Genomic DNA, 15433 nt, shown 5'->3' on the forward strand with positions numbered 1-15433 from the left:
AGCGTGGTCGGTTGGTGGGGAGGTGCCGCTCAGGCCTGGTAGGGCTGGCGCAGCAGGATGGTGTGGTCGCGGTCGGGGCTGGTCGAGATGACGTGGATCGGCACGCCGGTGACTTCCTCGATGCGGTTCAGGTAGCGGCGCGCATTGGCCGGCAGCTTGTCGAGTTCGGTGACGCCCACCGTGGTCTCGGTCCAGCCAGGCAGAGTCTCGTAGATCGGCTCGCAGCGGGCAATCTCGTCGGCGCCCATCGGCAACAGGTCGATGTCCTCGCCGTCCAGACGGTAGCCGGTGCACAGCTTCAGCTCGGAAAGACCATCGAGCACGTCGAGCTTGGTGATGCACAGGCCCGACAGGCCGTTGACCTGGGCCGAGCGCTTGAGCAGCGCGGCGTCGAACCAGCCGCAGCGGCGCGAACGACCGGTGGTGACGCCCTTCTCGGCGCCCACGGTGCTCATGTGGTAGCCCGGCGTGCCCGGCACTTCCCAGTCCAGCTCCGTGGGGAACGGGCCGCCACCGACGCGTGTGCAATAGGCCTTGGTGATGCCCAGCACATAGTGCAGCAGGCCCGGGCCGACGCCGGAGCCGGCCGCCGCATTGCCCGCCACGCAGTTGCTGGAGGTGACGTAGGGGTAGGTGCCGTGGTCGACGTCCAGCAGCGTGCCCTGGGCACCCTCGAACAGCAGGTTCTGGCCAGCCATGTGCGCCGCGTTGAGCTCGCGCGAGACGTCGGCCATCATCGGCTTGAGTTCCTCGGCGTGGCGCATCGCCTCGTCGTAGACGACCTGGAACTGCACCTCGCCGTTGGCGATGTACGGGCGCATGGCTTCCGGGAAGGTGAAGCCGCGTGAGCCCAGGAAGCTGGTCAGCACGTGGTTGTGCAGCGCCAGCAGCTCGCGCAGCTTAGCCGCAAAGCGCTCGGGATACTTCAGGTCCTGCACGCGCAGCGCGCGGCGGGCGATCTTGTCCTCGTAGGCCGGGCCGATGCCGCGACCGGTGGTGCCGATCTTCTCGGTGCCACCCTGCTCCCGCGCGGCCTCGCGCGCCACGTCCAGTGCGGCGTGGAAGGGCAGGATCAACGGGCAGGCCTCGGAGATGCGCAGGCGCGAACGCACCTCGACACCGGCCTTCTCCAGCCCGGCGATCTCTTCGAGCAGCTTGGCCGCGGACAGCACCACGCCATTGCCGATGTAGCAGCGCACGCCGGGGCGCATGATGCCGCTGGGGATCAGGTGCAGCGCCGTCTTGACGCCGTTGATCACCAGGGTGTGGCCGGCGTTGTGGCCGCCCTGGAAGCGCACCACGCCCTGGGCGCTTTCGGTCAGCCAGTCGACCAGCTTGCCCTTGCCCTCGTCACCCCATTGGGTGCCGACGACGACGACATTGCGCCCGCGCGCGGTGGAGCCTTGTTGCATCGCTGTGCTCGTCATGCTTGAAGATTCTGTGGGGACGGTCCGCGGCGCATTCACAGCGCGCGCAGGACCCACCGTCCGTCGACCTCGATCAGCTCGCGGTCGCATTCGAATTCCTGGGCCTCGTGCTCATGGCCCGGCAGTGCGCAGACCACGGTCTCGCCCTGGCGGCGCAGACTGCGCACCGCGGCACGCAGGCCCTCGGCCTCGCCCCAGGGGGCGCGGATCGCGCCCTCGGTGCGGGCGGCGCGGGACACCTCGGCCAGACCCTTCAGGTCCAGGCTGAAGCCCACCGCCGGGCGGTTGCGGCCGAATACCGCGCCCACCTCGTCGTAGCGGCCGCCGCGGGCCAGCGCATCGGTGGAGCCGCGGCCATAGACCGCGAAGCGGATGCCGCTGTAGTAGGCGTAGCCGTTCATGTCGGCCAGGTCGAAGCCCAGGCGAACATCCGGGAAGGCCTGACGCACATGGCCGGCCAGCCAGGCCAGGTCGCCCAGCGCGGTGCTGATCTGGCTGCGCTTGGGCAGGCGCTCGGCCGCCTGGGCCAGCACCTCCTCGCCACCGTACAGGTCGGGCAGGATCGCCAGCGCCTCGCGGGCCTCGGCCGGGCAGCCGGCCGACAGCGCGCGCAGCGTGGGCTGGTCCTTGACGCTCAGCGCCGTGACCAGCGCCTCCAGTTCGGCCGGGCCCAGCGGCAGACCGGCCAGCACCGAGCGCACGACGCGGGCATCGCCCAGGTCGATGGTGAGGTCGCGCACGCCGGCGGCGTGCAGACCATCCAGGGCCAGCTCCTGCACCTCCAGGTCGGCTTCCAGGCCGGCATGGCCGTAGATCTCGGCGCCCAGTTGCAGCGGCTCGCGCGTGGCGCGCAGGCCCGACGGCCGGGTGTGCAGCACCGGGCCGCAGTAGCACAGACGGGTGACGCCCTGGCGGTTCAGCAGATGGGCATCGATGCGGGCGACCTGAGGCGTGGCGTCGGCACGCAGGCCCAGCGTGCGGCCGCTGAGCTGGTCGACCAGCTTGAAGGTCTTGAGGTCGAGGTCGCGGCCGGTGCCAGAGAGCAGCGAGTCCAGGTGCTCGAGCATCGGCGGCATGACCAGCTCGAAGCCATAGCTGCGGGCCAGGTCCAGCCACTGGCGGCGGAGTTCTTCGATGCGCCGCGCCTCGGCGGGCAGGACATCGGCGATGTGCTCAGGCAGCAGCCAGGCAGACGACATGAAACGGCGACCGGGTTAAAAACGGCATTGTACCCGCGTCGCCCGGGCCCGGCGCCAGCCAAGGCGCCTGTTCACACGACCGGAAGGGATTGCGAACAGGCCCTAGCTGCTCAGCCAGAGCACCAGCGCCCCGATCGCGATGCTGGCCAGACCGATGAAGCGGATCTGGCCATCCTGCATCGCCAGCACGCGCCGGAAGACCTCGCGCCAGCCCTGCGGGTGCAGAAGCGGCATCAGGCCCTCGAGCACCAGCATCAGGCCCAGCGCGGGCCACAGCCAGTCGGTCCAGCTGCCGCCGTCGGGCGTCATTTGCGCGGCGCCGCCGGTGCTGCGGCGCCGGTGCCGCGCATCGCCTTGAAGAACTCGCTGCCCGGATCGACCACCATCACGTCGGACTTGTTGCGCCAGCTGGCGCGGTAGGCCTCGAGGCTGCGGTAGAACTGGGCGAACTGCGGGTCGCGCCCGAAGGCGTCGGCATAGAGTGCAGACGCCTTGGCGTCGCCTTCGCCCTTGATCTTCTGGGCGTCACGGTAGGCCTCGGCGAGGATCACCTCGCGCTGGCGGTCAGCGTCGGCGCGGATCTTCTCGCCCTCGGCCTGGCCGGTCGAGCGCAGCTCGTTGGCCACCTGCTTGCGCTCGGACTCCATGCGGCGGTAGACGGCGTCGGTGATGTTGGCGACGAAGTCGACCCGCTTGATGCGCACATCGACGATCTCGATGCCGAAGCTCTTGGCCTCGTCACCCAGGCGCTGGCGCACATCGTTCATGATCTTCTCGCGCTCGCCGGCCAGCACGCCGCCGACAGTGCGCTTGGTGATCTCCTCGTTGAACGCGGCCTGCACCACCGGGCCCAGCCGGGCCTCCAGGTTGCGCAGGTCGGGGCCGCTGTTGCGGATGAACTGGCGCGGATCGGCGATCCGCCACTTCACCAGCCAGTCGATGACCAGGCTCTTCTTCTCGGCGGTGAAGATCGGACGGCTCTCGGGGCTGTCCAGGGTCTGGATGCGGCGGTCGAGGAAGACCACGTTCTGGAACGGCGGCGGCAGCTTCCACTGCAGCCCCGGCTCGGCGATGACTTCCTTGATCTCGCCCAGCGCGTAGATCACGGCGACCTTGCGCTGGTCGACGACGAACAGGGTGGAGGCGGCGAGCATCAGAAGGACGAGGCCCGCGGCGACGATACTGGCGATTCGGTTCATGGTGTGTCCCTGTGGCAGTCCGGATCAGCGGCCTTCACGGTCGCGGCTGCGGGCGTTGTCGCGGTTGCGCACATCCACGGTGGTGCTCTCGGTGGCGGCCGGTGCAGGCTGGGCCGCCGGGGCGGTGGCCGCCGCGGCGGCCGGAGCGCTCTGCTGGACCAGCTTGTCCAGCGGCAGGTACAGCAGGTTCGAGCCGCTGCGGCTGTCGGTCATCACCTTGGTGACGTTGCTGTAGACCTCGCGCATGGTGTCGATGTAGAGGCGGTCGCGGGTCACGGCCGGCGCCTTCTGGTACTCGGTGTAGACCGAGTTGAAGCGCTGCGCATCACCCTCGGCCTGCGCCACCACCCTGCCCTTGTAGCCTTCGGCCTCCTGACGCAGGCGTGCGGCCGTGCCCTGGGCCTTGGGGATGACGTCGCTGGCGTAGGCCTGGCCTTCGTTCTTGAAGCGGTCGCGGTCGGCGCCGGCCTTGACGGCATCGTCGAAGGCGGTCTGCACCTGGTCGGGCACCTGCACGTTCTGCAGGTTGACGTTGGCGATCGCCACGCCGGCGTTGAGGCGGTCGAGTTGCTGCTGGATCGACTTGACGAGGTCGGCGGCGATCGCGTCGCGGCGCTCGTAGAGCACCGAGTCGACCTTGCTGCGGCCGACGATCTCGCGCACCGCCGATTCAGCGGCCTGGGCCACGGCCTCTTCGGTGCTGGCGTTCTCGAACAGGAAGGCGCGCGCGTCCTTCAACCGGTACTGCACGGTGAAGCGGATGTCGACGATGTTCTCGTCCTGGGTGAGCATCGACGAGTCGCGCAGGCCGGTGGCGGGCACGGTGGAGGTGCGGCCGATCTCGACCGAGCGCAGCTGCGTGACACGCACCGTCTCGTGCGACTGGATCGGGTAGGGCAGGCGCCACTGGATGCCGGCGCCGGCCGTGCTGCTGTAGCGGCCGAAGGTGGTGACCACCGCCTGCTCGCCTTCCTGCACGATGAACACGCCGCTGCCGGCCCAGATCAGCGCCACCACGCCGGCGATCAGGCCGACGCCGACACCGGCACCCTTCATGTCGGGCGAGAAGTTGGGCGGATCCTCGGGCGGCTGGGCGCCACCGCCCTTGCCACTGAACAGGCCCGAGAGCTTGCGGTTGAAGTCGCGCCAGAGCTCGTCGAGGTCCGGCGGGCCGTCGTTGCGGCCATTGCTCAGCAGGCGCCAGCCCTTGGCCAGCCCAGCGGCCAGGCGTGCGCGCAGGGGGTGTCGCCGCGGTGCTGCCGACGCGCTCATTCGCTCGGTGTGCAGGGGCTCATCCATGGTGATTGTTGTCTCTAGTGTTGAGGGGGTGTGGCCGGCACCGCGGTGCCGTCCGGCAACTGGCTCACGACGCTGCGATCAGGGCTGTCGGGTGGCACCGCCTGCGCCGCGATCAGGCGGCGCAGCTGGTCCAGGCCCTGCCCTGTTCGGGCGCTGATGAACACGCGTGGGACCCGCAGACCCGCCGACAGTTCCAGCTCATCGCAGACTTGGCGCGGCTGCTGGGATTCGGGCAGCAGATCGGCCTTGTTGTAGACCAGGATCTGCGCAATGCCCTCGGCGCCGATCTCCTCCAGCACGCGCTCCACTTCGGCCCGCTGCTCCGCCAGCAACGGGCTGGCAGCGTCGACCACGTGCAGCAGCAGGTCGGCATCGGCCGCTTCCTGCAGCGTGGCACGGAAGGCCTCGACCAGCTTGTGCGGCAGGTCGCGGATGAAGCCCACGGTGTCGGAGAGCGACACGGCACGCCCCGCCTCGCCCAGGTAGAGCGAGCGGGTGGTGGTGTCCAGCGTGGCGAACAGCTGATCGGCAGCGTAGGCACGGGCCTTGGTCAGCGCATTGAACAGCGTGGACTTGCCGGCGTTGGTGTAGCCCACCAGCGAGACGCGGAAGGTGCCGCTGCGCTCACGCGCGCGGCGCTGCGTGCCGCGCTGGCGCTTGACCTTCTCCAGCCGCTCCTTGAGCTGCTTGATGCGGTCGCCGATCATCCGGCGGTCCAGCTCGATCTGGGCCTCACCCGGGCCACCGCGGTGGCCCACGCCGCCGCGCTGACGCTCCAGGTGGCTCCAGCGGCGAACGAGCCGCGTGGACAGGTACTGCAGCCGGGCCAGCTCGACCTGCAGCTTGCCCTCGTGGCTCTGCGCCCGCTGGGCGAAGATCTCGAGGATCAGCGCCGTGCGGTCGGCCACCGGCACGCCCAGGTGGCGCTCCAGGTTGCGCTGCTGCGCTGGCGAGAGCGCCTGGTCGAAGATGACGCCATGGGCGCCATGCACCAGCACCAGTTCCTTGATCTCGTCGGCCTTGCCCGAGCCGACGAACAGCGCCGGATCGGGCGAGCGGCGCTTGGCCAGCACCTTGGCCACGGTCAGGTCACCGGCCGATTCGGCCAGCAACTGCAACTCGTCAAGCGTGGGGTCGAACGAGGCGCCGGGGCCCAGGTCGACGCCGACCAGAACGGCGCGATTGCTGTCGACGTCCTGGGGCGTGCCGTGCTTGCTCAAGGCGCGCTCGGGTGGGAGGGGTCGGCGAGCGGCGCGGCCGGTTGGCCGGCGCCGGCCCTGTTCAGCGGGCTCAGTGGGCGTCGCCCTGATCGGCCGGGTGGAAATTGACGGCCCGGCCCGGCACGACGGTGGAGATGGCGTGCTTGTAGACCATCTGGGTCACGGTGTTGCGCAGCAGCACCACGTACTGGTCGAAGGACTCGATGTGGCCCTGCAGCTTGATGCCGTTGACCAGGTAGATCGAGACCGGAACATGCTCCTTGCGCAGCAGGTTCAGGAACGGGTCTTGTAGAAGTTGCCCTTTGTTGCTCACGATATTGGCTCCGTGTTGGAAGAAGTTGGAAAGCTGGCACCTTATCACAGGGCGACAGACCCTGTCGGAGCATCCGGCCCGGGGAAGGTTCCCGGCCTCAGGCGCTCTTGTCGGTGAAGGGGTTGGTGGAGTGCTTCATGTCGATGCGCAGGGGCGTACCGACCAGCTTGAAGTGGGCGCGAAAGCGCGCTTCGAGGAAGCGCTTGTAGGCGTCGGTGACGTGCTCCAGCGCGTTGCCGTGGATCACGATCACCGGCGGGTTCATGCCGCCCTGGTGGGCATAGCGCAGCTTGGGCCGGCTGGTGCCCGCGCGCTTGGGCGCCTGGTGCTCCACCGCCTCGTGCAGCAGGCGCGTCAGCACCGGCGTGGGCATCTTGCAGTGGGCCGAGGCGTGGGCATCGGCAATCGCCTTCCACAGCGGGCCCAGGCCCTGGCGGCGGATGGCCGAGATGTGCAGGATCGGCGCGAACTTCAGGAAGGCCAGGCGCGTCTCCACCGAGCGGGCCAGTTGCTCGCGCTGGTAGGCATCCACCGCGTCCCACTTGTTGATCGCAATGACGACGGCGCGGCCCGACTCCAGCACATAGCCGGCGATGTGCGCGTCCTGCTCGCTGACGCCCTGGGTGGCGTCGACCATCAGCACGACCACGCTGGCGTCGGCGATGGCCTGCAGTGTCTTGACCACCGAGAACTTCTCGATCGCCTCGAAGACCTTGCCTTTGCGGCGCAGGCCGGCGGTGTCGATCAGCTCGTAGCGACGGCCGTCGCGCTCCAGCGGCACGCGGATCGCGTCGCGCGTGGTGCCGGGCATGTCGAAGGCGATCAGGCGCTCCTCGCCCAGCCAGGTGTTGATCAGCGTGGATTTGCCCACGTTGGGCCGTCCGGCCACGGCCAGACGGATCGGTTTGTCGGCCTCGTCCTCGTCGTCGGCGTCGTCGTCTTCCGGGATGTCCTCGAGGGCGGCCTCCAGCAGGCTGCGGATGCCCTGGCCGTGCGCCGCCGACACCGGGTGCGGCTCGCCCAGCCCCAGTTCATGGAACTCGGCCAGCAGCGGCGATTCCTGCATGCCCTCGGCCTTGTTCACCGCCAGCAGCACACGCTTGTTGGCCTGGCGCAGGTAGCGGGCGATGTCGGCGTCCTGGGCCGACAGGCCCGAGCGCAGGTCGGTGACGAAGATCACCACGTCGGCCTCGGCCACGGCCTGCCGGGTCTGGCGGGCCATTTCCTTGACGATGCCGGTGGTGCTGTCGGGCTCGAAGCCGCCGGTGTCGACCACGATGAAATGGCGCGAACCCAGCCGCCCGTCGCCATAGTGGCGGTCACGGGTCAGGCCGGCGAAGTCGGCGACGATCGCGTCGCGGCTCTTCGTCAGGCGGTTGAACAGCGTGGACTTGCCCACATTCGGGCGGCCCACCAGCGCGAGAACAGGTTTCACGGCCTCATTCCGGCCGGAAGGCGAAAACCCCGCCCTTGGCGGTGACCGCGAGCAGGTTGGTGTCGGAGAGCACCAGCGGCGCGGCGATGCGCGCGCCATCGGTGGGCAGGCGCAGCAGCGGCGCGCCGGTGTCCTTGGCCAGGAAATGCAGCTGGCCTTCGAAGTCGCCGAAGACCACCGCCGGGCCGGCCACCACCGGCGCGCTCAGGCCGCGGTTGAGCAGCAGCTCAGACGTCCAGGCCAGACCGCCACCGGCGCGCTGACGCGCGGTGACACGGTCGCTGGCATCCGCGCCGACGACGATGCTGGCGTCGCCGCCGATCGCCTTCTGGCCGCCCCCGTTCTGCGACCACTGCAGCGAGCGGGTGGCCGCGTTGACGCAGCCCACCGCGTTCTGGAAGGCGCGCACGCAGAAGCTGTCGCCCACGCGCGAGGCCGGTCCGGCCAGGTCGGCCAGGCGCTCGACCTCGTTGGTGCCGCGCGGGCTGGTGACGGCCACTTCCCAGCGCAGACTGCCCTTGAGCGGGTCCAGCGCCACCAGGCGGGCGCCCTGCCCCACCAGCAAGGTGTCCTGCCAGGCCGCCAGCAGGCCCGGGTGGGCCAGCATCAGCGGGTCGCCCGGGCGGCGGAAGGTCCACAGGCGGCGGCCATCCAGCGCGTCGAAGGCATGCACCGCGCGGTCCACGCCCAGCACGAAGACGCGCTCACCCGCCACCAGCGGCGGCGTGACCACGCCCGCCTCCAGCGGCACGCTCCAGCGTTGGGCGCCGCCGTCCAGCAGCACCAGCTGCTGGTCGCGCGTGGCCACGGCGGCGAACCGTCCATCGCTGCCGACGCCGGCCGACAGGCGGGCGCCGACCTGGGCACGCCACAGCTCACGCCCGGTGGCAGCGTCCAGCGCCGCCACGGTGCCGTCATCCGAGGCCACCACGAACTGGCCCGCGCGCACCGCCACCTGCAGCGGGAAGCTGACGCTGCCGATCTGCGTCGACCAGACCTGGCGGCCGGCGATCGTGGGCGTGATCGGCTGCAGCGCCGCCGGTGTCGGCTTGTCGGCCGAGCAGGCCGCCAGCCACAGGGCCAGCGCCGGGGCCGCCAGGCGGGCGGCACGCGTCCACATCGCGCTCATTGGGTGGCCTCCGACGCCGCCGACGCGGCCGGGGCCGGCGCGCGGCCCTGGGCATCGAGCTTGGCTTCGACGATGCGGCGGTACTGCTGCTCCTCGGGCAGCGCCTTCCAGGCGGCCTGCCAGGCGGCCACGGCCTCGTCCTTCTTGCCCTGGGCCATCAGCACATCGCCGCGGCGGTCCTGGACCAGGCCCTTGTAGGCCTCGTCGGTGACCGCATCGAGCTGCTTGAGCGCGTCGTCCAGGGACTTCTTGTCGATCAGCAGACCGGCCAGACGCAGGCGGGCGACCGGGCCCAGGCCCTCGCTGCCGCTTTGCTCGGCCAGCCAGCCCAGGCTGGCGATCGCGGCGTCGGGTTGGCCCTTGTCGGCCTGCACGCGTGCGGTCAGCAGCGCGCCCTGGCGGGTCAGTTCGGCGCCACCGAAGCGCTCCTTCATGTCGCCGAAGATGCGCGTGGTGGCGTCGGCATCGCCCCGTTGCGCGGCCGCTTCGAGCTCACCGAACATGCCGGCGGCGCCCACCGCCTGCTTGGACTGCCAGTAGTTCCAGCCGTTGAAGCCGGCAATGCCGGCCAGCACCAGCGTGATCAGCCAGGTGATGAGGTTGCCGTATTGCTTCCAGAACGCCTTCAGCTCGTCGAGCTGTTCCTGTTCCTGGAGGTCGAGATTGCTTGCCATCGTGGATGTGTCAACAAGAAAGGCGCGGCCACAGGCTGGCGCCGAAGTCAGCGATTATGCGTTGCGCAGCGACGGCGCCCAGTCGGCCACCGCGTCGAGCGGGCGCAGCTGCTGCTCGGCGGCAGCGTCACGCAGCGGCTTGACCGCCACCTGGCCGGCCGCCAGCTCGTCGGCACCGAAGATCAGCGCGAAGCGGGCACCGCTGGCATCGGCCTTCTTGAACTGCGACTTCATGCTGGACTGGCCGGGGTGCAGCACCACCGACAGGCCGGCCTCGCGCAGCGCTTCGAGTGCCACCATCACCCGCGGCAGGCCCTCGGCCGAGGGCACGATGGCGTAGGCGTCGGGCACCGGCGCGGCGGGCGCCACGCCCACCTCCTCCAGCAGCAGCAGCATGCGCTCCAGGCCCATGCCGAAGCCCACCGCCGGGGTGGGCTTGCCGCCCAGTTGCTCGATCAGGCCGTCGTAGCGTCCACCGCCACAGACCGTGCCCTGGGCGCCGAGCTTGTCGGTGATCCACTCGAAGACGGTGAGGTTGTAGTAGTCCAGGCCGCGCACCAGGCGCGGGTTGATCGTGTAGCGGATGCCCGCGGCATCCAGGATGGCGCGCACGCCGTTGAAGTGCGCCAGCGAGGCCTCGCCCAGGAAGTCCAGCAGCTTGGGTGCGGCATTGGCCATGTCCTGCAGCGCCGGGTTCTTGGTGTCAAGCACGCGCAGCGGGTTGGTGTACAGGCGGCGCTGGCCGTCCTCGTCGAGCAGGTCCTTGTGCGCTTCAAGATGGGCGATCAGGGCCTCGCGGTGGGCGCGGCGCTCGCTCAGCTCGCCCAGGCAGTTCAGCTCCAGGCGCACATGCTCACCGTCGACCAGGCCCAGCTCCTTGAGCAGGCGCGCGCCCAGCAGGATGACCTCGGCGTCCACATCGGGGCCATGAAAGCCCAGGGCCTCGATGCCCATCTGGTGGAACTGGCGGTAGCGGCCCTTCTGCGGGCGCTCGCGGCGGAACATCGGGCCGAAGTAGTAGAGCCTGCGGCCGCCCTCGCGCAGGAAGGCGTGCTCGATCATCGCCCGCACCACGCCGGCGGTCATCTCCGGACGCAGCGCCAGGTGCTCGGCCTGGCCGTGCTTGTCGGCCCGGTCCTCGAAGGCGTACATCTCCTTCTCGACGATGTCGGTCACCTCGCCGATGCCGCGCACGAACAGCGCCGTGGGCTCGACGATGGGCGTGCGCACGTTCTGGTAGCCATAGCGCTGCAGCACGCTGCGCATGCGGGCTTCCAGCCACTCCCAGCGCGCCGATTCCGGCGGCAGGATGTCGTTCATGCCCTTGACGGCCTTGAGGGTCTCGCTCATCTTGGAAAAAAGGGCGCCCGAGGCGCCCGCCGGTGGGTGACAGGCAGCGTCAGGCGGCGTGGCCGAAGCGCTGGCGGATGTAGTTCTCGACGATGGCGTGGAACTCGGCGGCGATGTTGTCGCCGCGCAAGGTCAGCGCCTTCTCGCCGTCGATGAAAACCGGGGCGGCTGGCGCCTCGCCGGTGCCCGGCAGGCTGATGCCGATGTCGGCATGCTTGCTTTCGCCAGGGCCGTTGACGATGCAGCCCATCACCGCGACCTTGAGGTTCTCGACGCCGGCGTACTGGCTACGCCAGACGGGCATCTGGGCACGCAGGAAGTCGTCGATCTGCTTGGCCAGCTCCTGGAAGGTGGTGCTGGTGGTGCGGCCGCAGCCCGGGCAGGCAGTGACGCTGGGGTTGAAGCTGCGCAGGCCCAGCGCCTGCAGGATCTCCAGCGCGATCACCACCTCCTGCGTGCGGGCCTCGCCCGGCTGCGGCGTGAGCGACACGCGGATGGTGTCGCCAATGCCCTGCTGCAGCAGCACTGACAACGCCGTGGCCGAGGCCACCGTGCCCTTGGTGCCCATGCCAGCCTCGGTCAGGCCCAGGTGCAGCGGGTAGTCGCAGCGCTGGGCCAGGCCCTGGTAGACCGAGATCAGATCCTGCACACCGCTGACCTTGCAGCTGATGATGATCTGGTTCGGGTCCATGCCCATCTCGCGCGCGGCCTGGGCCGACTGCAGCGCCGACTGGATCAGCGCCTGGTACATCACCTGCTTGGCGTCCCAGGGCTGGGTGCGGCGCGAGTTGTCGTCCATCATCTGGGCCAGCAGTTCCTGGTCCAGGCTGCCCCAGTTGACGCCGATGCGCACCGGCTTGTTCCAGCGGCAGGCGGCCTCGATCATCTGGCCGAACTGGCGGTCACGCTTCTCGCCCTTGCCCACGTTGCCGGGGTTGATGCGGTACTTGGACAGTGCCTCGGCGCAGGCCGGGTGCTCGGTCAGCAGGCGGTGGCCGTTGTAGTGGAAGTCGCCGATCAGGGGCACGTCGATGCCCATGCGGTCGAGCTGTTCGCGGATCGCCGGCACGGCGTCGGCCGCCTCCGGCGTGTTGACCGTGATGCGCACCATCTCGGAGCCGGCGATCGCCAGCTCCTTGACCTGGATCGCGGTGCCGATGACATCGACCGTGTCGGTGTTGGTCATCGACTGCACGCGCACCGGTGCATCGCCGCCGACGGTGACCACGCGCTCGCCCCAGACCACGCGGGCCTGGCGGCTGCGCCGCGGCGCCGGGCTGGCTTGGGTGACGGGCTGGTCGGGTGCTTCGCTCATGGGGCAGGATTCACTTCAGTTCAAGGCGGGCCACGTTGTCGCGCGTGGCGGCGGCCAGATCGACCGGCTGGCCGCGGAAACGCAGCTCGGTGCCGACGGCATTGCCTATCTTGACACGCAGTGGCAAGGCCCCATCCAGGTCCACGGATTCACCCGGTTGCAGGGTGCGCGAGATCATGGCCTGGCCATTGCCGTCGAGCACCTCGACCCAGGACTCCACCGTGGCGCGCACCTGCAGCAGGTGGTCGGGCACCAGCACCGGGGCGGCCGGCGCCGGCGGCACGGCCGCGACGCTGGCGGCCGCCGCCGGGGCGGAGGCGATGGCGGACACGGTGGCCGTGGAGGCCGGCGCCGAAGCGGGCGTCAGTGCCGCGACGACCTGCGAGGCCGCCCCCAGGACCTGATCGACCGCCGCCGCCGAGGCGGCCGCGGTGGCGCCCTCCGGGTTGGCGGGCTGGCGCGGCACCAACCACATCAGGGCCGCGCCCACCAGCAGCACCAGCACGGTGACCAGCACGCCCTTGCCCTTGGCGTCCAGTTCCAGCGTCGGGTCGCGGCGCATGCCGTGCTCGCGGAACGGCGCGTTCAGACCGCCGCCCACATCGTCCAGCGTGCGCTGGCCGGCGGGCGGCAGCAGCGCCAGGATCGGCGCCGGGTCGATCTTCAAGGCCCGGCAGGCCGCCTGGGCCAGGGCGCGCACGAAGGTGGGGCCCTGCAGTTCGTCGTGGCGGTCCTGTTCCAGCGCCTCGAGCTTGCGCGGCGAGACCTTCAGGTGCGTGGCCAGCACGGCGATGTGCATGCCCTGTGCCTGGCGTGCCGCGCGCAGCAATGCGCCGGCACTGCCGGACAGCGGCTGGGTGTCGCCGGCGTCGCGCGGCTCAGTCATCGAAGCGCCTCCGCTCGTACAGGCCGGCCTCGGGCGAGTTCGGGAAACGGCTGCTCAGCAGGCTGCCGAGTTGATCGACCTGGCCCGCCTGGCCCAGCTGGCGCTCGATGCGCAGCGCCAGCCACAGCGATTGCGCGGTCACCTGGTCATCGATCTGGTTGACGCGGCGCACGTAGAAACGGGCCCGCTCATGCTCGCCGCGGCGGAACAGCACATCGGCGAGGTTGAAGCCGGTGGCGGGGTTGGACGGGTCCAGTTCATAGGAGCGGGCCAGCGAGCGCTCGGCCTCGGGCCAGCGCTGGGCACGGGCCTGGCAGATGCCCTGGGCCAGCAGCGTGCGGGCCAGGTCCGGGTAGGCCGGCACCTGGGCTGCCAGCGCGAACTGCTGGTCGGCTTCAGCAAAGCGCCGCTCCTGGCAGAGGAACCAGCCGTAGTTGTGCAGCGTGTCCGGGTCGCGCGAGGACAGGCGCAGGCCCTGCCGGAAGCTCTCCTCGGCCTGGCCGGCGTCGCCCATGGCGGCATAGATCAGGCCGCGCAGGCCATAGGCCGGCACCTGGTTCGGATCGGCCTGCAGCGCCGCCTTGATCTCCTGCAGCGCGGTGGCGTTCTGGCCCCGCTGGAAGTAGGCCGCGGCCAGTTCCAGGCGGGTCTGCGACAGACGGGCCGCATCGGCCTTGGGTGGCGCGTCGGGCACGGGGTCGGGCGTGCGATTGCGCTCCGGCGCCGGGCTGGCACAGCCCGCGAGCAGCGCCAGCACAGCCAGCGCGGCGCCGACACGGGACTTCACACCAGGGCGACGTGGCTTCATCAGTGAGGCTCCGGGCCACCCGGGGCGGCCGAGGGGAACGATGGGGATGGGTTGGCGGCGCTGATCCAGGTGACCGGCTGGCGCTTCATGCGTTCATGGGCCCGGGTGCGGTCCTGCACCTCGCCGGCCAGTTGGCCGCAGGCGGCGTCGATGTCGTCGCCACGGGTCTTGCGGATGGTCGTCACCACGCCCGCATCCTGCAGGCGCTTGGCGAAGGCGGTCACCCGCTCGCGCGGCGACCGGGTCAGACCGGACGCGGGAAAGGGGTTGAACGGGATCAGGTTGAACTTGCAGGGCACGCGCTGTGCGCCGCGGCCGTTGACCAGCGCCAGCAGGGCCTGGGCGTGCTCGTCGCTGTCGTTGACGCCGTCGAGCATGCAGTACTCGAAGGTGACGAAGTCGCGCGGGGCCGCGCTCAGGTAGCGCTGGCAGGCCGCCATCAGTTCGGCCAGCGGGTACTTGCGGTTCAGTGGCACCAGCTCGTCGCGCAGCGCATCCCAGGGCGCATGCAGGCTGACGGCCAGCGCCACCGGGCAGTCCTCGCGCAGGCGGTCGATCATCGGCACCACCCCGGAGGTGGACACGGTGACACGGCGGCGCGACAGGCCGTAGCCGTGGTCGTCGAGCATCACGCGCAGCGCCGGCACCAGCGCGGCGTAGTTCTGCAGCGGCTCGCCCATGCCCATCATCACGACGTTCGTGATGGCACGCTCGCCCGTGCCCAGGCCCAGGCGCACGCGCAGGCTGCGCTCGGCATGCCACAGCTGGGCCAGGATCTCGCCGGTGGCGAGGTTGCGCGAAAAGCCCTGGTGACCGGTGGAACAGAACCGGCAACCCACGGCGCAACCCGCCTGCGAGGACACGCACAGCGTGCCGCGGTCGTCCTCGGGGATGAAGACGGTCTCGACCGCATTGCCGGCGCCGACATCGAACAGCCACTTGACGGTGCCGTCGGCGGAGACATGCTCGGAGACCACGGGCAGGTCACGGACCTCGGCCACGCCCTCGAGCTTGCTGCGCAAAGACTTGGCCAGGTCGGTCATGGCCGAGAAATCGGCCGCGCCCCGCTGGTGGATCCAGCGGAACAGCTGGACGGCACGAAAGCGCTTCTCCCCGAGGGACTCGCAGTAGGCGGCGAGCCCGTCGAGGTCGAAGTCGAGCAGGTTGACCTTGCTCACG

At 70.2% G+C, this 15433-nt stretch carries 15 protein-coding genes; all 15 read right to left on the bottom strand.

Annotated features, from left to right (window positions below):
* Positions 1-29: 29 nt before the first annotated feature.
* A complete protein-coding gene (locus tag KAK07_RS03840; RefSeq protein WP_210854026.1) occupies positions 30-1412 on the bottom strand; it encodes an adenylosuccinate synthase in 1383 nt (460 codons plus the stop codon).
* 50 nt (positions 1413-1462) lie between these two features.
* Positions 1463-2626, bottom strand: coding sequence for an ATP phosphoribosyltransferase regulatory subunit (locus KAK07_RS03845; RefSeq protein WP_210853872.1), 1164 nt, complete (start codon positions 2624-2626; stop codon positions 1463-1465).
* Between the two features lie 102 nt (positions 2627-2728).
* Entirely contained in the window at positions 2729-2935 is a 207-nt protein-coding gene (locus KAK07_RS03850; protein WP_210859172.1) for a DUF2065 domain-containing protein, read from the bottom strand.
* Positions 2932-3825, bottom strand: a complete 894-nt coding sequence (hflC, locus tag KAK07_RS03855) for a protease modulator HflC (RefSeq protein WP_210853871.1) — start codon at positions 3823-3825, stop codon at positions 2932-2934. Before hflC ends, KAK07_RS03850 begins: the two co-directional genes overlap by 4 nt.
* 24 nt (positions 3826-3849) lie before the next feature.
* The gene (hflK, locus tag KAK07_RS03860) at positions 3850-5124 is read right to left on the bottom strand and encodes an FtsH protease activity modulator HflK (RefSeq protein ID WP_210859173.1); all 1275 of its coding nucleotides are present in this window, start codon (positions 5122-5124) and stop codon (positions 3850-3852) included.
* 14 nt (positions 5125-5138) lie between these two features.
* Complete coding sequence (gene hflX, locus KAK07_RS03865) at positions 5139-6344, bottom strand: GTPase HflX (protein WP_210853869.1); 1206 nt, start codon at positions 6342-6344, stop codon at positions 5139-5141.
* A gap of 70 nt (positions 6345-6414) precedes the next feature.
* On the bottom strand, positions 6415-6657 hold the full coding sequence (gene hfq / locus KAK07_RS03870; RefSeq protein ID WP_210802209.1) for an RNA chaperone Hfq: 243 nt from the start codon (positions 6655-6657) through the stop codon (positions 6415-6417).
* A gap of 97 nt (positions 6658-6754) precedes the next feature.
* Positions 6755-8092, bottom strand: coding sequence for a ribosome biogenesis GTPase Der (gene der / locus KAK07_RS03875; RefSeq protein WP_210853868.1), 1338 nt, complete (start codon positions 8090-8092; stop codon positions 6755-6757).
* Between the two features lie 4 nt (positions 8093-8096).
* Positions 8097-9221: an outer membrane protein assembly factor BamB gene (gene bamB / locus KAK07_RS03880; protein WP_210853867.1), complete on the bottom strand. Its 1125-nt coding sequence runs from the start codon at positions 9219-9221 to the stop codon at positions 8097-8099.
* On the bottom strand, positions 9218-9895 hold the full coding sequence (locus KAK07_RS03885) for a YfgM family protein (protein ID WP_210853866.1): 678 nt from the start codon (positions 9893-9895) through the stop codon (positions 9218-9220). Before KAK07_RS03885 ends, bamB begins: the two co-directional genes overlap by 4 nt.
* A gap of 54 nt (positions 9896-9949) precedes the next feature.
* Positions 9950-11245: a histidine--tRNA ligase gene (gene hisS / locus KAK07_RS03890; protein ID WP_210853865.1), complete on the bottom strand. Its 1296-nt coding sequence runs from the start codon at positions 11243-11245 to the stop codon at positions 9950-9952.
* Between the two features lie 49 nt (positions 11246-11294).
* Positions 11295-12560, bottom strand: a complete 1266-nt coding sequence (gene ispG, locus KAK07_RS03895; RefSeq protein ID WP_210859174.1) for a flavodoxin-dependent (E)-4-hydroxy-3-methylbut-2-enyl-diphosphate synthase — start codon at positions 12558-12560, stop codon at positions 11295-11297.
* Between the two features lie 10 nt (positions 12561-12570).
* Positions 12571-13446: a helix-turn-helix domain-containing protein gene (locus KAK07_RS03900; RefSeq protein ID WP_210853863.1), complete on the bottom strand. Its 876-nt coding sequence runs from the start codon at positions 13444-13446 to the stop codon at positions 12571-12573.
* Positions 13439-14254 (bottom strand): type IV pilus biogenesis/stability protein PilW, encoded by an 816-nt coding sequence (gene pilW / locus KAK07_RS03905; RefSeq protein WP_210853862.1) that lies wholly within the window; start codon positions 14252-14254, stop codon positions 13439-13441. The genes KAK07_RS03900 and pilW overlap by 8 nt, the downstream gene beginning before the upstream one ends.
* Positions 14254-15432: a dual-specificity RNA methyltransferase RlmN gene (gene rlmN, locus KAK07_RS03910; protein ID WP_210859175.1), complete on the bottom strand. Its 1179-nt coding sequence runs from the start codon at positions 15430-15432 to the stop codon at positions 14254-14256. Before rlmN ends, pilW begins: the two co-directional genes overlap by 1 nt.
* Position 15433 lies beyond the last annotated feature (1 nt).

The sequence above is a fragment of the Ideonella alba genome, from assembly GCF_018069875.1.
Classification (GTDB): Bacteria; Pseudomonadota; Gammaproteobacteria; order Burkholderiales; family Burkholderiaceae_C; genus Ideonella; species Ideonella alba.